General features: G+C 69.6%; 16 protein-coding genes. 7 read left to right on the top strand and 9 right to left on the bottom strand.

Annotated elements, in window-relative coordinates; all coding sequences use genetic code 11:
* Positions 1-148 precede the first annotated feature (148 nt).
* The 7 genes from BBJ41_RS30420 to BBJ41_RS30390 are packed head-to-tail and all read right to left on the bottom strand — an operon-like array spanning position 149 to position 6,724.
* On the bottom strand, positions 149-1,366 hold the full coding sequence (locus tag BBJ41_RS30420; protein ID WP_069749871.1) for an MFS transporter: 1,218 nt from the start codon (positions 1,364-1,366) through the stop codon (positions 149-151).
* Positions 1,363-2,439: an ABC transporter substrate-binding protein gene (locus BBJ41_RS30415; RefSeq protein WP_069749870.1), complete on the bottom strand. Its 1,077-nt coding sequence runs from the start codon at positions 2,437-2,439 to the stop codon at positions 1,363-1,365. Before BBJ41_RS30415 ends, BBJ41_RS30420 begins: the two co-directional genes overlap by 4 nt.
* A gap of 34 nt (positions 2,440-2,473) precedes the next feature.
* Positions 2,474-2,884 (bottom strand): ExbD/TolR family protein, encoded by a 411-nt coding sequence (locus BBJ41_RS30410; protein ID WP_069749869.1) that lies wholly within the window; start codon positions 2,882-2,884, stop codon positions 2,474-2,476.
* Positions 2,884-3,600, bottom strand: a complete 717-nt coding sequence (locus tag BBJ41_RS30405) for a MotA/TolQ/ExbB proton channel family protein (protein ID WP_069749868.1) — start codon at positions 3,598-3,600, stop codon at positions 2,884-2,886. Before BBJ41_RS30405 ends, BBJ41_RS30410 begins: the two co-directional genes overlap by 1 nt.
* Positions 3,601-3,639: 39 nt before the next feature.
* Positions 3,640-4,428, bottom strand: coding sequence for an energy transducer TonB (locus BBJ41_RS30400; RefSeq protein WP_069749867.1), 789 nt, complete (start codon positions 4,426-4,428; stop codon positions 3,640-3,642).
* A gap of 33 nt (positions 4,429-4,461) precedes the next feature.
* A complete protein-coding gene (locus tag BBJ41_RS30395; RefSeq protein WP_069749866.1) occupies positions 4,462-5,508 on the bottom strand; it encodes an ABC transporter substrate-binding protein in 1,047 nt (348 codons plus the stop codon).
* A gap of 43 nt (positions 5,509-5,551) precedes the next feature.
* A complete protein-coding gene (locus BBJ41_RS30390) occupies positions 5,552-6,724 on the bottom strand; it encodes an LLM class flavin-dependent oxidoreductase (protein ID WP_069749865.1) in 1,173 nt (390 codons plus the stop codon).
* Positions 6,725-7,172: 448 nt separating this feature from the next.
* Here BBJ41_RS30390 and BBJ41_RS30380 point away from each other — a divergent pair, with 448 nt between their 5' ends.
* From BBJ41_RS30380 to BBJ41_RS30365, 4 genes are read left to right on the top strand one after another with little or no spacing between them, the layout of a single operon-like run.
* Positions 7,173-8,249: an ABC transporter substrate-binding protein gene (locus BBJ41_RS30380; protein WP_069749863.1), complete on the top strand. Its 1,077-nt coding sequence runs from the start codon at positions 7,173-7,175 to the stop codon at positions 8,247-8,249.
* Positions 8,250-8,280: 31 nt separating this feature from the next.
* Positions 8,281-9,387, top strand: coding sequence for a PhnD/SsuA/transferrin family substrate-binding protein (locus tag BBJ41_RS30375; RefSeq protein WP_069749862.1), 1,107 nt, complete (start codon positions 8,281-8,283; stop codon positions 9,385-9,387).
* Complete coding sequence (locus tag BBJ41_RS30370) at positions 9,387-10,202, top strand: ABC transporter permease (protein WP_069749861.1); 816 nt, start codon at positions 9,387-9,389, stop codon at positions 10,200-10,202. The genes BBJ41_RS30375 and BBJ41_RS30370 overlap by 1 nt, the downstream gene beginning before the upstream one ends.
* A 16-nt stretch (positions 10,203-10,218) precedes the next feature.
* Positions 10,219-11,007, top strand: coding sequence for an ABC transporter permease (locus BBJ41_RS30365; protein ID WP_069749860.1), 789 nt, complete (start codon positions 10,219-10,221; stop codon positions 11,005-11,007).
* Here the strand turns inward: BBJ41_RS30365 and BBJ41_RS30360 are convergent.
* Positions 10,998-12,113 carry a sigma-54 interaction domain-containing protein gene (locus BBJ41_RS30360; RefSeq protein ID WP_069749859.1) on the bottom strand — a complete coding sequence of 372 codons (1,116 nt, stop codon included), beginning with the start codon at positions 12,111-12,113 and terminating at the stop codon, positions 10,998-11,000. The genes BBJ41_RS30365 and BBJ41_RS30360 overlap by 10 nt on opposite strands.
* Positions 12,114-12,233: 120 nt before the next feature.
* Positions 12,234-12,914: a class II aldolase/adducin family protein gene (locus BBJ41_RS30355; protein WP_069749858.1), complete on the bottom strand. Its 681-nt coding sequence runs from the start codon at positions 12,912-12,914 to the stop codon at positions 12,234-12,236.
* A gap of 379 nt (positions 12,915-13,293) precedes the next feature.
* On the opposite strand from BBJ41_RS30355, the gene BBJ41_RS30350 reads away from it, so the two are divergent.
* The 3 genes from BBJ41_RS30350 (at position 13,294) to groL (ending at position 16,730) form a co-directional block, all read left to right on the top strand.
* A complete protein-coding gene (locus BBJ41_RS30350; RefSeq protein ID WP_069749857.1) occupies positions 13,294-14,577 on the top strand; it encodes an alpha/beta fold hydrolase in 1,284 nt (427 codons plus the stop codon).
* Positions 14,578-14,786: 209 nt separating this feature from the next.
* Positions 14,787-15,077: a co-chaperone GroES gene (locus tag BBJ41_RS30345; RefSeq protein WP_069749856.1), complete on the top strand. Its 291-nt coding sequence runs from the start codon at positions 14,787-14,789 to the stop codon at positions 15,075-15,077.
* 12 nt (positions 15,078-15,089) lie between these two features.
* Positions 15,090-16,730 carry a chaperonin GroEL gene (gene groL / locus BBJ41_RS30340; RefSeq protein ID WP_069749855.1) on the top strand — a complete coding sequence of 547 codons (1,641 nt, stop codon included), beginning with the start codon at positions 15,090-15,092 and terminating at the stop codon, positions 16,728-16,730.
* Positions 16,731-16,805: the final 75 nt, after the last annotated feature.

Below are 16,805 nucleotides of genomic sequence, written 5' to 3'. Positions count from 1 at the left end.
CAATTCGGATGCCAGCATCGAAAAGCCCGTCGTACGGGGCTTCCGGCGAGTGTGCCGCGCACGTGTTGCTGCCTGCGCATCTGTGATGTGGTGCGAACTGTTTGTCACGCAACACCGCTGCATCGCGCGACGCACACGTCGAAAGCGATCAGGACAGCTTCGCGGGCAGCGTTTGCAGCGCGATGCGACGCATACGCGAACGCTGCAATGCGAGCGCCGCCAGTGCGACGACCGGCAGCCAGCACAGAAACACGGCCGGCAACCCGACCACCGGCGCGAGTGCGCTGCCGGCCAGCGGGCCGCAGAATGCGCCGGTCATCGATGCCAGGTTGTAAAGGCTCGACACCTGGCTCTTGTCGGCCGGGTGGCGGCCGAGGCGCTGCATGTTGACGAGATGCAGCAGCGACGACCCGGTGCACAGCGCGGCGAGCCCCGCGCCGACGATCCATGCGTCGCGCGCAAGACCGAGCGCGAGCAGCCCGGCGATGGCGCCCGCGAAGCTGAGTGCATGACAACGGCGCTCCGTCATTCGCTGCGCGACGTGCCCGAGCCCGAACAGTGCGATCACGGCGACGGCGCCCTGCAATGTGAGCAGCGCGACGGCCCGCGTCTGCGACAGCCCGAGCGACTGGATCGCGAGCACCACCGTATACGTCGCGGCAAGCGAGCGTGTCGCGCTGTTCACGGCCTCCAGCACGAGCTGCTCGCGCACGTCGTGCGTCCACGCGAGCGCCAGCAACGCGCGCAGCCCGCCGGTTGCCTGCTGCGCGCCGCGCGGCAATTGCTCCGCATCGCCGAGCAGCACCCGGCTGAACAGCGCCATGCCCGCGAAGCTCGCCGATGCCGCGCAGAACGTCGCGCCCGCGCCATGCGCGCCGATCAGCCAGCTCGCGAGCCACGGCCCGACCATGCCGGTGCCGACCGACATCGCCGCGCGATACCAGCCCGCGCGCGCGAGGCCGATCTGCGCGAGACGCGCGAGGAACACGCCGTTGATCGACACGATCCGGAACGGGATGCACAGCCCGATCAGCCCTTGCGTGAGCGCGATCAGCGGCCATGCGCCGGTAAACGGCACGACGAGATTGAGCAGCATCGGCCCCATGCTCGCGGCGAAGTACACGCGCCGCGCGCCGTAGCGCGCGACGAGCAGCCCGGCCGGCAGCGTCATCAGCGCGATGCCGAGCGGCTCCATCGCGGCGATGATGCCGAGCCGCGCGCTGTCCACGCCGAGCGCCAGCGCGTAGAGCGTCGTCGCGAGCTGCGCCATGCTGATCGTCGTGCCGCTCGCGAGCGCCAGCAGCATGAAGCCGCCGGTGAAACGCTCGCGCCGCCATGCGTTGGCGACGCGTGCCGGCGCGCTCACCGCGCGGCGTCGCGAGACAGCGTCGCGATGCCGTCGAGCGCGCGTCGGTCAATCCACGCGCGCACGTCGAAATCGGCAGGCAGGAACTGCCAGTCGACCAGGAAGCGCTTGAAATCGTCGAGCGCGGCGATCGACGCTTCGTCGAGATCGGTGCGCAGCCGCCGGTGGACGTCGGCGCCGTACGCGAGCCGCAGCCAGTCGTGGCCGGAACCCGTCTCGCGGCAGAGATAACCGAGCACTTCGTCTTCGTGCTCGCGCGCCCAGCCTTCGACATCGGTCACGCGCGCGAGAAAACGGCTGACGATGTCGGGATGGCGCTCGAGCGTCGACGCGTTGACGGTCAGCGGGCGCGGCGAACCATTGTTGATGCGGATCTGCGGATCGGGATGAAAGCCGATGTCGACGACCGGCTGCGCGCCGATCAGGTGCGCGGTTTCCAGCCCGAGCGAGCCTTTCACGTAGATCGCGTCGACGTCGCCGCGCACCAGCGCGGCCGCCTCGGCCGCATAGAGCCGGCGGCTCGTCAGGCTCGCCGGATGGCTGAACGCCGCGTCGCGCGTGAGCGGCGTCGACACGGGCGCGCGCAGGTTCGACGCGCTCACGTCGACCCATTCGACGTCGCCGGGGCCGAGCCCGTCGAGCGACAGCGCGCTGACGAAGCCGCGCAGCGCCGCCGCGCGGAAGATGTCGATGCGTTCGCCGTCGCGGCGGGGCAAGCCGATGCGGCGCCCGCGCAAGTCCTTCGGCCGCGTCAGGCCGGTTTCCGGCAGCGCGACGATCGCCTGCGCCTCGTCGACCCACGTGAGCGCGACCACGCGCGTGTCGGCGCCGGCCGCGCGCGCCCACAGCGCGGGAATGCTGCCGCCCTGCCGGAACGCGTTGTCGAGCGAATGATCGACGAGCGCGTGATGCAGCGCTGCGTGCTGGCTTTCCTGCAGCGCGCGCACGGTGATGCCGTCGCCGGCGAATTCGCTGTCGAGCCAGCCGAGGTGCGCGGCGATGCCGAGCGGCGTCGGCACCGGGCAGCGCGTGTACCAGATCGAGCGGACGTTGTATGAAGCCGTGTTGCTCATGGATGCGTTCGGGAAAGGAGTCGAGAAAGGCGCGTCAGCCGCGCGGCGCGGTGAGCACCGACAGCCGCGTGATGCCCGCGTGCTCGATCGCGGCCATCAGCTTCGCGACGGTGCCGTACGGCACGTGCTCGTCGGCCTGCAGGTCGAGCGCGACGTCGGGCCGGCCGGCCTTCAGCGCGGCCAGCTCGGCCGGCACGGTGTCGAGCGCGACCGCGCGCTTGTCGAGATACACGACGCCCTTCGCGTCGACGCTCACGGTGACGTTCGGCTTGCGGTCGGCCGGCGCCGTGGCGACGGTGTTCGGGAGATTCACGTGCACCGCGTTGTTGAGCAGCGGCGCCGTGACGATGAAGGCGACGAGCAGCACCAGCATCACGTCGACGAGCGGCGTGATGTTGATTTCGCTGAGCACGTCGTCGTTGTCGGAAGAGGACGAGAAAGCCATTATGCGAACGCCTCCTGACGGGTTTCGCCGGAACGGTGTGCCGGCGCGGGTGCGGGCACGGCGGCCGGCACGCGGAAGCCGGCCTTCTGTGCGAGCGTGACGAAATCGGTTGCGAACGCATCGAGATCGGCCGAAGCAGCCTTCACGCGCCGCACGAAGAAGTTGTACGCGAGCACGGCCGGCACGGCGACCGCGATGCCGATCCCGGTCGCGACGAGCGCCTCGCCGATCGGCCCGGCGACGACGTCGATGCTCGCCGACGCGCTGTGCGCGATCGCGGTCAGCGCGTGGATGATGCCGAACACGGTGCCGAACAGGCCGACGAACGGCGCGGTGCTGCCGATCGACGCGAGCACCGCGAGCCCCGCTTCCTCGCGCCGGCGCGCGTTGTGGATCTGCTGGCGCAGATGGCGTTCGAGCAGATCGTGGCGGCTCCAGCTGTGTTCGAGATCGTGCGCGCTGCTCTCGTCGGCGCGCCGCAGCGCGTCGAAGCCGGTCGCGGCGAGTTCGCCGACGGGGCTGTTCGCGCCGTCGAGCGCGGCGGCCTCGTGGAAGCTGTTCGCGGCCCAGAACGCGCGCGTGTAACGCCGGTTGCGCGCGCTCGCCCGCAGGCTCTGGATCGCCTTCACGACGATCAGCGTCCACGTGACGACGGAAAAGACGATGAGCAGCCAGAGCGCGCCCTGGACGATGAAGGTGGTCGGGATACCGTTCATGAGTTGAGTTCCTTGAAAAAAGTGAGGCTGCCCGGCGGGTCAGCCCAGCTTGAAATCGATCGGCACGTTGACCCAGCCGTCGACCGCTTCGTCGCCGCGCTTCGCGGGCACGAACGTCCAGCGCTTCACCGCGGCCACCGCCGCGTTGTCGAGCATGCGGCGGCCGCTGCTCGTGCGCACGTCGACGGAATCGGGCGTGCCATTCGCGAGCACGTGCACGCGCAGCACGACGCGCCCTTCCCAGCCCTGGTCCTGCGCGAACGCCGGATAGTCGGGCGCCGGGTTGCGCAGGTAGGCCGCGTCGCCGATCGGCGCGGTTTCGCGCACGGGTGCGGCGGGTGCGGGGGCGGGAGCCGGCGTCGGCACGGCTGGCGCGGCTGCGGCCGGCGCCGTGGCCGCAGGCGCCGCCTCACGCGCCACCAGCGGCGCAGGCGCAGCATGCGCGACGCTCGCGCGCGGCTTCGGCGGCGTCGGCGCCTGCTTCAGCGGTTTCGGCGGCACGGCCGGCGGCGGATGCGCGGCCTGCGGCAGCGGCTCGGGCGGCCGCGTCAACTCGACCGTCATCGGCAGCGGCCTCGGCGGTTGTACGGGCGGCGCGGCGGGCGCGCGTGCGGCCAGCAGCGCGATGCCCGCATGCAGCGCCGCGACGGCCAGCGCAACCGCGCCCGCGCCGCGCCATGCGTTCGGCTTCGCGGCACGCGTATCCGGCCGCTCGACCGGCGCCGCCGACGGCGGTCGCGCCACCGCGGCGGCGGCCGGGCGCGGCGCGGCGCGCACCGCATGCCGGCGCGCATGCGGCGCGCCGTATTCGATGGTCAGCCCTGTCATGTTCGACTCCTTGCAATGACGCGCGGCAACGCGCTACGCGACCCACGCATGGCGGTGCCGGTCGATCTGCGTGAACGGCGCCGGATCGATCCACGCGCGCGCATCGAAATCGTGTTCGAGAAATCCCCATTCGACGAGAAAGTCCTTGAATGCAACCAGCCCGTCGATCGACGTCGGCGCGAGCCCGGTTTCCAGATGCCGGTGCACGTCCGCGCCATACGCATAGCGCACCCACTCGTCGGACGCGCGCGTTTCGCGGCCGATATACGCCACCGTCTCCGCTGGATGACGCGCGGCCCAGTCGCCCGCGCCAACCACGACCGACAGGAAGCGGCTCACGAGATCGGGGCGCGTGTCGATCAGCGCGCGGTCGACGGTCAGCGTGCGCGGCGTGCCGTTGCCGATCCGCACGAGCGGATCGGGGTGCGCGCCGAGATCGATAACGACCTGCGCGTCGATCAGATGCACGGTTTCGAGCCCCGCGACGCCCTTCACGAACACAGCATCGACATCGCCGCGCACGAGCGCCGCGATCTCCAGCCCGTACTCGTGCGGGCCGCGCGCAAACGACGCCGGCCCGGTGCGGCGCTCGCGCGTGTCGGGCAAGTCGATCCATTCGGCGTCGCCGTGGCCGAGCCCTTCCAGTTCGAGCGCGCTCAGGAATCCCTTCAGCGCGGCCGCGCGCCAGAAGTCGATGCTGATCGGATGGCGCGGCAAGCCGAGGCGCCGGCCGCGCAGGTCGCGCACGGTGCGGATGCCGCGCTCGGGCAGCGTGACGATCGCCTGGAATTCGTTGGTCCACGACAGCCCGATCACGCGCGTATCGGCGCCGCGCGCCCGCGCCCACAGCGCGGGAATGTTGCCGCCCTGCCGGAACGAGTGCGGCAGGCTGTGATCGAAGTGCGATTCGCGCTTGTCGGCGTCGGCCGTCTCCTGCAGCGAATGCAGCGCGATGCCGTCCGGCCCGAACTCCTCGTCGAACCAGCCGCGATGCACGGCGATGCCGAGCGCGGTCGGCACCGGGCAGCGCGTGTACCAGAGTGCGTCGCAGGCCGTGGCCTGCGCAGCGAGTGTCGTCATGGTGTGTGTCCTTGTCGTTGGAATGCGGGGAATGCCGTCGCGCTCACGCGCCGGCCACGCGCAGCGCCGCCTGCGTGCCGCGCGCGTTCAGCGCGCCGTCGACGAGCGGCAGCACTTCCTCGCCCACGCGGTACGCTTCCTCGAGATGCGGATTGCTCGCGAGGATGAACGTCGATACGCCGATATCGACGTATTCCGCGAGCCGCTCGGCCACCTGCTCGTGGCTGCCGACGATCACGCAACCCGGGCCGCCGCGAATCTGCGACATCCCGGCCCACAGGTTCGGGCCGACGATCAGGTCGTCGAAGTGCTGCGTGTTGCCCTGGTGCAGCGCGAACTGGCGTTTCGCGCCGACCGATTCCGACGATTCGCCGCGCCCGCCGAAACCGTTGCGCGTCGATGCGCCCACCGTCGCGAACATCTGCCGCAACTCGGCCCACGCCTGCTCCTCCGTCTCGCGCGCCAGGATGTCGATGCGCATGCCGAAACGCAGGTCGCGTTCGGCGTTCTGGCGGTCGAGTGCACGGCGTGCGGCGTCGATCACTTCCTTCTGTTTCGCGAGCGGCTCGCCCCAGCTCAGGTGCACGTCGCCATGCTTCGCCGCGACCGCGAGCGCGGCGTCGCTCGCGCCGGCCAGATAAATGCGCGGCGGCTTCTGGCCGCTCAACGGCGGCAGCAGGCCGCCGGCTTCGACGCGGTAGAAGCGGCCGTCGAACGTGAACGGCTCACCGGCCGCCACGCCCTTCACGACATCGAGGAATTCGTCGGTGCGCGCATAACGACTGTCGTGATCGATGAAGTCGCCGTACGCGCGCTGGTCGGGCCCGCCGCCGCCCGTGACGACGTTCCACTCGACGCGGCCGCGGCTGACCCGCTGCAGGCTCGCGGCCATCTGCGCCGCATAGACCGGATGCACGAAATGCGGCTGCAGCGCGATCAGGAGCCGCAGCCGGCGCGTCTCGCGCGCGAGCGCCGCCGCGACGACCCACGGTTCCTCGGTGAAGCGGAAAATCGGAATCAGCGCGCCGTGGAAGCCGGCGATGTCGGCCGCGCGTGCGACCTGCGACAGATAGTCGATGTAGCCGAAATCGTCGTCGTCGACTTTCGGCGCGACGCGCGATGCGCGCTGGCGATTCCATTCGCCACGCGTATGCAGGTCGTGCGCGCGGCGGCCGTCGCCGTGCATCGGCAGGCGCCACAGAAATTCAACAGCCATCGGGGTTCTCCTTGTCGGCCCGTTCGGATTGCGTGCGGCACCGGCGTGCCGCGCGTATGCCGGGCTTAAAGCACGCGGTGTGCCAACACGCATCGCCGCGATGCTGGCGGCCCGCCGATCGGCACGCGCGACGCCTTGCGCATCGGGCGTTCTCGGCAATCGAACGATGCGCGCCGATGCTTGCCGGCGGCATCGGCACAGGCTCGCACCGTGCTGTTGCGCCTGCCGCACCGGTGCTGCAGGCGCAACAGCGGCCGATGCGACTGTTGCTGACGCAACAGGCCAGGCGCCGGCGATCGCGCCGCGCATCGGAGGCGATGCCCGCGCCGCCTGCGACAGCGCCGCTTCCGCTCACTGGCCCGGAACTTGCAACGTCGAGCTGCCCGCGCGTGCGACACCGTGCGCGACCGCGCATCGACCATGCTTACCCAGAGAGGACATCTCACCCATGACAGACAGGCCCGATTCGTCATCGGACAAGCAGCAGACGTTCTGGTACGCCCGATCGCCCGTGCCGACGCCGCTCGGCATCGCCGTGCATCTCGGCTGGCTCAACGGCGAGACGTCGGCCGACGGCGTCGCGATCCGCTCGCCGCGCGGCGCCACCCGGCACGACGTGTCGTCGATCAGCGATCACACGCTCGCGCAGTCGTTTCGCCAGGGCGGCAGCATCCCCGCGATGTGGGCGCGCTCGAACGCCGCGAACACGCGCGTGATCGGGCTGTCGTGGGTCGACGAATCGCAGTTGATCCTCGCGCGACCCGATTCGGGCATCCGCTCCGTGAAGGCGCTGCGCGGCCGCCGGATCGCGATCCCGAGCCGCCCCGACGATCGCATCGACATCTTTCGCGCGTCGGCGCTGCGCGGCTTCGTCAACGCGCTGAGCCTCGACGGGCTGACCACCCGCGACGTCGAGCTCGTCGACGTGCGCGCGCGCACGCTGCAGGCCGTCGGGCCCGCGCGCGCGGCGAACCTGTTCGCGTCGCCGCACGGTTTTTCGAGCCGCGCGCTGTACGCGGCCGAAGCCGGCGCGCTGCTGCGCGGCGAAGTCGACGCGATCTACGTGAAAGGCTCGACGGGCCTCGAGATCGCGCAGCTGATCGGCGCGCATGTCGTGATCGACATCGGCTTCCATCCGGAGCGCTCGATCCGCAACAACAACGGCACGCCGCGCCCGCTGACGGTCAACGCCGACGTACTCGCGAATCATCCGGACATCGTCGCGGGCTTCCTGAAGCTCGTGGTCGCCGCCGGCGACTGGGCGAGCACGCATCCCGACGAAACCGCGCACTACATGGCCGGCGAAACCGCGTCGTCGATCGACTGGGTCCGCGCCGCGTACGGCAACCAGCTGCACCGGCATCTCGGCGTGAACCTCGATGACGAATCGGTCGCCGCGCTCGACGACTTCAAGACGTTCCTGCACGACTGGGGCTTCCTCGAAGCCGACTTCGACGTCGCCGACTGGATCGACCCGCGCCCGCTCGCCGACGTGCTGCGGCCGTCGCTGCAGAAGCGCGCGTGAACACCTCTTCGCCCAACCTGTCCGGATCATCATGAAACACACACGCTCCTTCGCTTCGCTGCGCCGCCCGCTGCGCGCGCTGCTCGCCGCGCTGCCGCTTGCCGCGGCATCGTTCGCCGCACCGGCCGCCCACGCAGACGACGCGCCCAAGGTCGTGCGGATCGCCGTCGTCGCGTATTCAGGCGGCGGCAAAACGCAATACGCGGGCGCCTCCGCGCTGATCGACGCCGACAAGTCGCTCGAGAAGGCGCTCGCCGCGAAACACGTGAAGCTGCAATGGGTGCCCGTATCGACCGCGGCGGTCGGCACGCTCGTCAACGAGGCGTTCACGAACGGCAGCATCGATTTCGCGGGCTACGGCGATCTGCCGTCGGTCGTCGTCAACGCGTCGGGCACACGCACGCGCCTGATCGTGCCGGGCGGCGTCGGCAGCAACACCTATCTCGTCGTGCCGGCCGGCTCGACCGAGAAGTCGATCGTCGATCTCAAGGGCAAGCGCATCGCGCTCAATCGCGGCCGGCCGTGGGAAGTCACGTTCAGCAAGCTGCTCGCCGAAAACGGGCTGAAGCTGTCCGACTTCAGGATCTACAACCTCGATCCGCAAGCCGGCGCGGCAGCCGTCGCGGCAGGCCGCGTCGACGGTTTCTTCACGCTGTCCGACGCGTATTCGCTGGTCGACAAGCACGTCGGCAAGATCATCTGGTCGACCAAGACCGCGCCCGACGACTGGAAGATGCGCGCGGAACTGTGGGCGTCCGACGATTTCGTGCGGCGCTACCCGGACATCACGCAGCTCGTCGCGACGGCCTACGTGCGCGCCGCGCACTGGATCTCGCAGCCGCAGAACCGCGACGCGTACGTGAAGATCCTGAGCGCGTCCGGCCAGCCGGAAAGCGTCGTGCGCCGCGAATACGCGGACGAATCGACGCCGTGGAAGGAGCAATGGACGCCGCTCTTCACGCCCGCGCTGACCGGCCACTATCGCGACGTCGTCGCGTACAGCCGCCAGGCCGGCCTGACATCCACGCCGGTCGACGTGAATGCGCTGCTCGCGCCGACGTTCGTCGCGACCGCGTTGAAGCAGCTCGGCCTCGACGGCTACTGGCGCGCCGACGCGTCGCGCGTCGCGAGCCGTTGATGTCGACGCGCGCCCTGCCATCGAACGGCCCGCGCGCGATACGCGGGCCCGCCCTCGCACGGCTCGGCGAGCACGCATTGTGGTGGGTCACGCCCGTCGCGTTCGCCGCGCTGTGGTGGCTCGCGAGCGCGCAACGCTGGTTCCCGCCGCAGCTCGTCGTGCCGCCCGGCCGTCTCGCCACGACACTGCGCGCGCTGATCGACACCGGCGAGCTGCGCGACAACCTGCTGATCACGCTGCATCGCCTGGCGCTCGGTTTCGCGATCGGCGCGACGAGCGGCGCCGCGTTCGGCATCCTGCTCGCGCGCAGCCGGCTGTTCTCCGACTACCTGCGGCCGACGTTCGACCTGCTGCGGCAAGTGCCGACGCTCACGCTGATTCCGTTGCTGATCCTGTTGATCGGTGTAGACGAACCGCTGAAGCTCGTCGTCGTCGGCAAGGCCGTGTTCTTCCCGGTTGCGCTGGCCGCGTACACGGGCGTGCACGACGCGCCGCGCGATCTCGTCGAGATGGCGCGCCATTACGGGCTCGGCCGCTTCGCGCTGCTGCGCGACGTGCTGCTGCCGGCCGCGTTGCCCCCGCTGCTGACGGGCATCCGGATCGCGCTCGCACGCGCGTGGCTCGCGCTCGTCGCGGTCGAGCTGCTCAGTGCCGACAGCGGGATCGGGCAGATGATGGAACTGGCACGGCAGATGCTGCGGCTCGACGTGGTGCTCGTCGACGTCGCGGTGATCGGGTTGATCGGCTTCGCGCTCGACCGCACGATCACGCTCGTGCAGCGCTACGCATTGCGCTGGCAGACGCCGGCGCGCTGATTTCACACGCATCCGAATGACGACCCTGACACGCTCCCTTTCTCTCGCCCCGCTGCGCCGCCGCGCACGCGGCCTCGTCGTGCCGGCCCTGCTGGTGGCCGCATGGCAGGTTGCGTCGTCCGGCGACGCGGCCCATCAATACGCGTTCGTGCCGCTGCAGCAGGTGGGTGCCGCGCTGGTCGAACTCGCACGCAGCGGCGAGCTTGCGACCGATCTCGGCGCGAGCCTGCACCGCACGACGCTCGGGCTCGCGTTCGGCGTCGCGTTCGGGCTCGTGTTCGGCGCGGCGATGGCGCGCTCGCCGCTCGCGCGCAAGCTGTGCGAACCGGCGTTCCAGGCGCTGCGCTACGTGCCGCTGCTCGGGCTGATTCCGCTGCTGAGCCTGTGGGCCGGCACCGGCGAATTCGCGAAAGTGCTCATCATCGCGCTCGCCGCGTTCTACCCGATGACCACGGCGAGCTTCGACGGGCTGCGCCGCGTCGATCCGCGTTATGTCGAGCTGGCGCAGTCGTATCGCCTGACGCGCGTCGGCCTGTGGCGCGACGTGCTGATTCCGGGCGCGTTGCCCGACCTGTTCGCCGGCGTGCTGCAAGCGGTGCCGTTCGCGTGGATCACCGCGACCAGCAGCGAGCTGCTGTTCAACGCGGGCGCGGGGGTCGGCAGCCTGATGCAGAACGCGCAGGCCGGCGCGCGCGCCGACGTGCTGCTGGTATGCGTGCTGGGGGTGACGGCGCTGGCCGTCGGCATGAGTGCGTTATGCGAGCGGATCGCGCAGCGCGCGCTGCGCTGGCGCGATCACGCCTGACGGCGCAGCCGCGCGTCGGCGTCGCCCGCGTCGCGCGGCTTCAGGATGCCGAGCTGCGCAAGCCGCGCGCGCACGATGTTGCGCGACTGGTCGAGCAGGCGCGACATGCGCAGCTGGTTGTGCTCGCTGTAGTCGAACACGCTGCGGTAGACGGTGTCCTCGATGTGCTGCCACAACGCCGGCGTGCCTAGATCGAGCAGTTCGATCACCGCGTTGCGCAGCGCATCGGTCGCTTCGGCCACGTCGCGCGCGCGGCGCGGCGGTGCGGCAACCACGTGCGCGCTGGCCGTGTCGGGCGCGAGCGACAGCGCGGAGAATTGCAGATCGCCGACGTCGATCGCGCCGCCCGCGCAGATCAGCACCGCGTGGTGGATCACGTTCTCCAGTTCGCGGATGTTGCCGGGCCACGCATGCGTGTGCAGCCGCGCACGCGCGGCGTCCGTCAGCGCCGGCGCGGCCACGCGCAGCCGCTTCGCGTACGTATCGATGAAGTGTTCGATCAGCGGCGCGATGTCGCCGGGCCGCTCGCGCAGCGGCAGCAGGCTCAGCTTCACGACGTTGAGCCGGTAGTACAGGTCCTCGCGGAAATTGCCCGCACGCACCGCGGCTTCGAGATTCACGTTGGTCGCGGCGACGAGCCGCACGTCGATCTTCACGGTCTTGCGTGAGCCGACCGGCGTCACTTCGCGCTCCTGCAGCACGCGCAGCAGCTTGACTTGCGCGGACATCGGCAGGTCGCCCACTTCATCGAGAAACAGCGTGCCGCGATTCGCGGATTCGAACCAGCCGGGCTGGCTGTTGATCGCGCCGGTAAACGCGCCGCGCTCGTGGCCGAACAGCTCGCTTTCGATCAAGGTTTCCGAGAACGCGCCGCAGTTGACCGCGACGAACGGGCCGTCGTGGCGCTCGCTCAGCGAATGCACGAGGCGCGCGATCAGCTCCTTGCCGGTGCCGCTCTCGCCGGTGACGAGCACCGTCGCATCGCTGGGCGCGACGAGCTGGATGCGTTCAAGCAGCACCCGCGATTTGGGATCGTCGAACGTCAGCGCCTTCGCACGGATCGTGATCGCGTGCGAAGTCGGGTCCGGCAAGCTGAAGATGGCCATGGCACGACCGGCGTGTTGAACGGGGAAGGTTCGACGATAGCAAGACGCGCGCCGGCCACGAACCAATTCATCGAGCTATCGGTATGACGGCGGCCGGATTGCGCCGGCCGCCGCACAGCATCATGCGAGGCCGGTCATCTTCCATTGCTGTTCGAGCGCACCCGGCCCGAATTCGAGCGAGCCGCCGAGCGGTTCCGCGAGCGCCTGGAAATACGCAGCTTCCTCGAGGATCAGGATGTACTTCGACACGTCGAGGATCGACTTGCCCCAGAACGTCGCGCCGCCGTTCGCCTCGATGATCGCCGGCACCTCGGGATCGCGCCGGATCGTGTCGACGATGAAGCGCGGCTCACCGGGGCGGCGATCGACGTACACCGGGATCTCGCGCGCCCGCGTGTAGCGCGCGGCCGGCGCGTAGCGGATCGGCAGCGGACGATGCGCGCTCGCCCATGCGCCGAGGTACGGGCCGTGCACGTGAATCACGACGTCGACTTCCGGCACCTCGCGGAATACGCCCGCATAACGCGGCCCGTTCCCGCCCGCACGCGCATCGCCGTGCAGCACGTCGCCGTCGAGCGTCACGACGACGGGCTGGATGTCCTGCGACGCGGCCCACGGGCTCGGCGCCGACAATGCGACGACGAGCTCCGTGCCCGGCACGCGCTGGAACGCCTGGAACGTGTTGGTCGCGGAGAGCGTGCGCGTTTCCTTCAGCACGCGTTCGGCCTGCGTGAATTCGCGCGTCGCGCGCTCGACGAATGCCACGAGTTCGCCGCTGTCGATGGCTTGGGTGACTGACATGAGTGTGGTTTCCTGAGTCGGGTGAACGGATCGGCCTGCGTCGCAACGGCGCGACGCACGGCGACCGGATCAGCAGCAATCGTGCCAGCCGCGCCCGCGCGCATCGCATGGCCGCGCCGCGGCGGGCGGACACGTTTCGCGAATCGCGCGGCGCGATCCAGGCACGCGCATCTGTTGCGCAAGCAACAGCCCGCCTGCCCGGATTGCTGCACGAGCCGCAACCGGCACACGCGCGACGTGTGTGCCCCACGGACGAAGCGCCCGCCAGCCCGCGTACCCGGCACGCACGATCCGGCTGGTTCGAAACTTGCGTCGTGGTCGGCCCGTGCCAGGTATTGCCCGGCGCGCCCGATCCGACCTCATCGATATTCATCCGACCATGACGCTCCTCCCCTTGCGCGGCATCGCCGCGCGCACGCTGCTGGTTTCGGCGCTCGCCGTGCCGTCCCTCGTTTCGCACGCGGCTTCGCCCGGCCACGTCCCGGCGCCCGATCCGTTGCAGGGCGACGGCCGCGTATCCGCGTTCTACACGTGGGACCGCGACATTCCGGCGACGCCCGGTGCGTTGCTGCGCTCCGAACCGCTGCCCGCGACGCTCGGGCTCGCGAGCGCCGCGCGGCAACTGCGCATCCTGTACGCGTCGACCGACGGCGTCGGCGGCCACGACCCGATCGCCGTGTCCGGCGCGCTGTTCGTGCCGCGCGGCACGCCGCCGGCCGGCGGCTGGCCGATCGTCGCGTGGGCGCACGGCACGTTCGGGATGGCCGACATCTGCGCGCCGTCGTGGTTCGGCCGCTCGTATCGCGACGTGCGCTACCTGAACGCGTGGCTGCAACAAGGGTTCGCGGTCGTCGCGACCGACTATCAGGGGCTCGGCACGCCCGGCCCGAATCCGCAGCTCAACAACCGCTCGAACAGCTACACGCTGCTCGACAGCGTGCGCGCGGTGCTCGGCGGCGTGCCGGGCCTCGCGAATGAAGTCGTGCTCGTCGGCCAGTCGCAAGGCGGCTCGGCCGTGTTCGCGGCGGCCGGCTACGCGCCCGCCTATGCGCCGGAGCTTGCGATCCGCGCGACCGTCGCGACCGGGACGATCTACAACGCGTCGCGCGCCACGCTCGCGTCGCTGCCGAAGTTCGAGACGGCGTACCGGCGCGATCCAGACCGCGTCGATCCGACGCTCGCGTATCAGTTCTATTCGGTGTTGTCGGCGCAGCAGATCGACCCGTCGCTGCGCGCGGACGAAGTGCTGACCGACAACGCGCTGCCGATCCTCGAACAGGCGCGCATCAGTTGCCTCGCGTCGCTCGAGGACGATGCGGCGCTCGCGCACCTGACGCACGCGAACACCGTGAAGCCGGGCGGCGATGCGCGGCTGCAGGCATGGTGGGACGACTACCTGAAATTTCCGACGCTGAAGATCGCCACGCCCGTCTTCATCGGTGCGGGCGCGGACGACGGGCTCGCGCCGCTCGAACTCGCGCTCGCGAAGGACGCGTGCACGGCGGGCACGACGGTCGAGGCGCACCTGTATGCGGGCCGCGAACACAACGGCACCGTCAACGCGTCGCTCGCCGATTCGATTCCGTTCGTGAAGCGCGTGCTTGCCGGCAAGACGATCCGCCCCGTGTGCGCACCTTCCGCGCAGCAGGCCGTGTTGCAATAGCCGGCTGCATGCGCTTTGCACGACGGCACGAATGCTTTCCCGAAATCGGCAGGTTGGCCGCCTCGCCCGGCACACGCATCCATAGCGTGTGCGCGCAAATGCTTTTCGGAATCCGTTATTGGATCGCGCCGTCGTGCGTTTTTATACTCGTCAGCACTCTCTGATGAAGAGTGCCAGCCAATTTCGACAGAACAGGACAGGACGAAGAGATGAGCCTACGCCCCTTGCACGACCGCATCATCGTCAAACGACTCGACCAGGAAACCACCACCGCGTCGGGCATCGTGATCCCCGACAGCGCCGCGGAAAAACCCGACCAGGGCGAAGTGATCGCCGTCGGCCCCGGCCGCAAGGACGCGGACGGCCAGCGCATCGTGCCCGACCTGCAGGTAGGCGAGCGCGTGCTGTTCGGCAAGTACGCGGGCCAGGCCGTCAAGGTGGACGGCACCGAGTTCCTCGTGTTGCGCGAGGAAGACATCGTCGCCGTCGTCAATCAATAACGGAGCGCAATCATGGCAGCCAAGGAAATCATTTTCAGCGACGTCGCACGTTCGAAGCTGACCGAAGGCGTGAACATTCTCGCGAACGCGGTGAAGGTCACGCTCGGGCCGAAGGGCCGCAACGTCGTGCTCGAACGCAGCTTCGGCGCGCCGGTCGTCACGAAGGACGGCGTGTCGGTCGCGAAGGAAATCGAACTCGCGGACAAGCTGCAGAACATCGGCGCGCAGCTCGTGAAGGAAGTCGCGTCGCGCACCAGCGACGCAGCCGGCGACGGCACGACGACGGCCACCGTGCTTGCACAGGCGATCGTGCGCGAAGGCCAGAAATACGTCGCGGCGGGGTTGAACCCGCTCGACCTGAAGCGCGGCATCGACAAGGCCGTCGCAGCGGCCGTCGAAGAGCTGAAGAAGATCAGCAAGCCGACCACCACGAGCAAGGAAATCGCGCAGGTCGCGACGATCTCCGCGAACGGCGAGGAATCGATCGGCCAGCGCATCGCCGAAGCGATCGACCGTGTCGGCAAGGAAGGCGTGATCACCGTCGAGGACGGCAAGTCGCTCGCCGACGAGCTCGACGTCGTCGAAGGGCTGCAGTTCGATCGCGGCTACCTGTCGCCGTACTTCATCAACAATCCCGACAAGCAGATCGCTGAGATCGAGAACCCGTACATCCTGCTGCACGACAAGAAGATCTCGAACATCCGCGACCTGCTGCCGGTGCTCGAACAGGTGGCGAAGTCGGGCCGTCCGCTGCTGATCATCGCGGAGGACGTCGAGGGCGAAGCGCTCGCGACGCTGGTCGTGAACAACATCCGCGGCATCCTGAAGACGGTCGCGGTCAAGGCGCCGGGCTTCGGCGACCGCCGCAAGGCGCTGCTCGAGGACATCGCGATCCTCACCGGCGGGCAGGTCGTCGCCGAGGAAACGGGCCTCACGCTCGAGAAGGCGACGCTCGCCGAACTCGGCCAGGCGAAGCGCATCGAGGTCGGCAAGGAAAACACGACCGTGATCGACGGCGCGGGCGATGCGAAGAACATCGAAGCGCGCGTGAAGCAGATTCGCGTGCAGATCGACGAAGCGACGTCCGACTACGACCGTGAAAAACTGCAGGAACGCGTCGCGAAGCTCGCGGGCGGCGTTGCGGTCATCAAGGTCGGCGGCGCGACCGAGATTGAGGTGAAGGAGAAGAAGGATCGCGTGGACGACGCGCTGCACGCCACGCGCGCGGCCGTCGAGGAAGGCATCGTGCCGGGCGGCGGCGTCGCGTTGATCCGCGTGCGGCAGGCAATCCGCGAACTGAAGGGCGTGAACGCCGACCAGGACGCGGGCATCAAGATCGTGCTGCGCGCGCTCGAGGAACCGCTGCGCCAGATCGTCACGAACGCGGGCGAGGAAGCGAGCGTCGTGGTCGCGAAGGTCGCGGAAGGCTCGGGTAATTTCGGCTACAACGCGCAGACGGGCGAATACGGCGACCTCGTCGAATCGGGCGTGCTCGATCCGACCAAGGTCACGCGCACCGCGCTGCAGAACGCGGCGTCGGTCGCCGGGCTGCTGCTGACGACCGATGCAACCGTGTTCGAAGCGCCGAAGGATGCGGCGCCGGTGGCCGGGCCGGGCGGCCCGGGCGCGGGTGGGCCGGGCTTCGACTTCTGACGGCATTCCGCGCGCGCCGGTTCGCCGGTTTGCGCGCGGTCTCGCAACACCGATGCAACGCGCGGCGACGGAAGT

This window comes from Burkholderia stabilis (assembly GCF_001742165.1).
Lineage (GTDB): Bacteria > Pseudomonadota > Gammaproteobacteria > Burkholderiales > Burkholderiaceae > Burkholderia > Burkholderia stabilis.
The sequence above is the reverse complement of the archived record's forward strand: the minus strand, read 5'-3'. Positions and strand labels throughout refer to the sequence as shown.

Bases quoted from the DNA above. Each gene is read 5' to 3' on its own strand.
- BBJ41_RS30415 (WP_069749870.1), bottom strand. From the start codon at position 2,439: ATGAGCAACACGGCTTCATACAACGTCCGCTCGATCTGGTACACGCGC.
- BBJ41_RS30410 (WP_069749869.1), bottom strand. From the start codon at position 2,884: ATGGCTTTCTCGTCCTCTTCCGACAACGACGACGTGCTCAGCGAAATC.
- BBJ41_RS30405 (WP_069749868.1), bottom strand. From the start codon at position 3,600: ATGAACGGTATCCCGACCACCTTCATCGTCCAGGGCGCGCTCTGGCTG.
- BBJ41_RS30400 (WP_069749867.1), bottom strand. From the start codon at position 4,428: ATGACAGGGCTGACCATCGAATACGGCGCGCCGCATGCGCGCCGGCAT.
- BBJ41_RS30395 (WP_069749866.1), bottom strand. From the start codon at position 5,508: ATGACGACACTCGCTGCGCAGGCCACGGCCTGCGACGCACTCTGGTAC.
- BBJ41_RS30390 (WP_069749865.1), bottom strand. From the start codon at position 6,724: ATGGCTGTTGAATTTCTGTGGCGCCTGCCGATGCACGGCGACGGCCGC.
- BBJ41_RS30380 (WP_069749863.1), top strand. From the start codon at position 7,173: ATGACAGACAGGCCCGATTCGTCATCGGACAAGCAGCAGACGTTCTGG.
- BBJ41_RS30375 (WP_069749862.1), top strand. From the start codon at position 8,281: ATGAAACACACACGCTCCTTCGCTTCGCTGCGCCGCCCGCTGCGCGCG.
- BBJ41_RS30370 (WP_069749861.1), top strand. From the start codon at position 9,387: ATGTCGACGCGCGCCCTGCCATCGAACGGCCCGCGCGCGATACGCGGG.
- BBJ41_RS30365 (WP_069749860.1), top strand. From the start codon at position 10,219: ATGACGACCCTGACACGCTCCCTTTCTCTCGCCCCGCTGCGCCGCCGC.
- BBJ41_RS30360 (WP_069749859.1), bottom strand. From the start codon at position 12,113: ATGGCCATCTTCAGCTTGCCGGACCCGACTTCGCACGCGATCACGATC.
- BBJ41_RS30355 (WP_069749858.1), bottom strand. From the start codon at position 12,914: ATGTCAGTCACCCAAGCCATCGACAGCGGCGAACTCGTGGCATTCGTC.
- BBJ41_RS30350 (WP_069749857.1), top strand. From the start codon at position 13,294: ATGACGCTCCTCCCCTTGCGCGGCATCGCCGCGCGCACGCTGCTGGTT.
- BBJ41_RS30345 (WP_069749856.1), top strand. From the start codon at position 14,787: ATGAGCCTACGCCCCTTGCACGACCGCATCATCGTCAAACGACTCGAC.
- groL (WP_069749855.1), top strand. From the start codon at position 15,090: ATGGCAGCCAAGGAAATCATTTTCAGCGACGTCGCACGTTCGAAGCTG.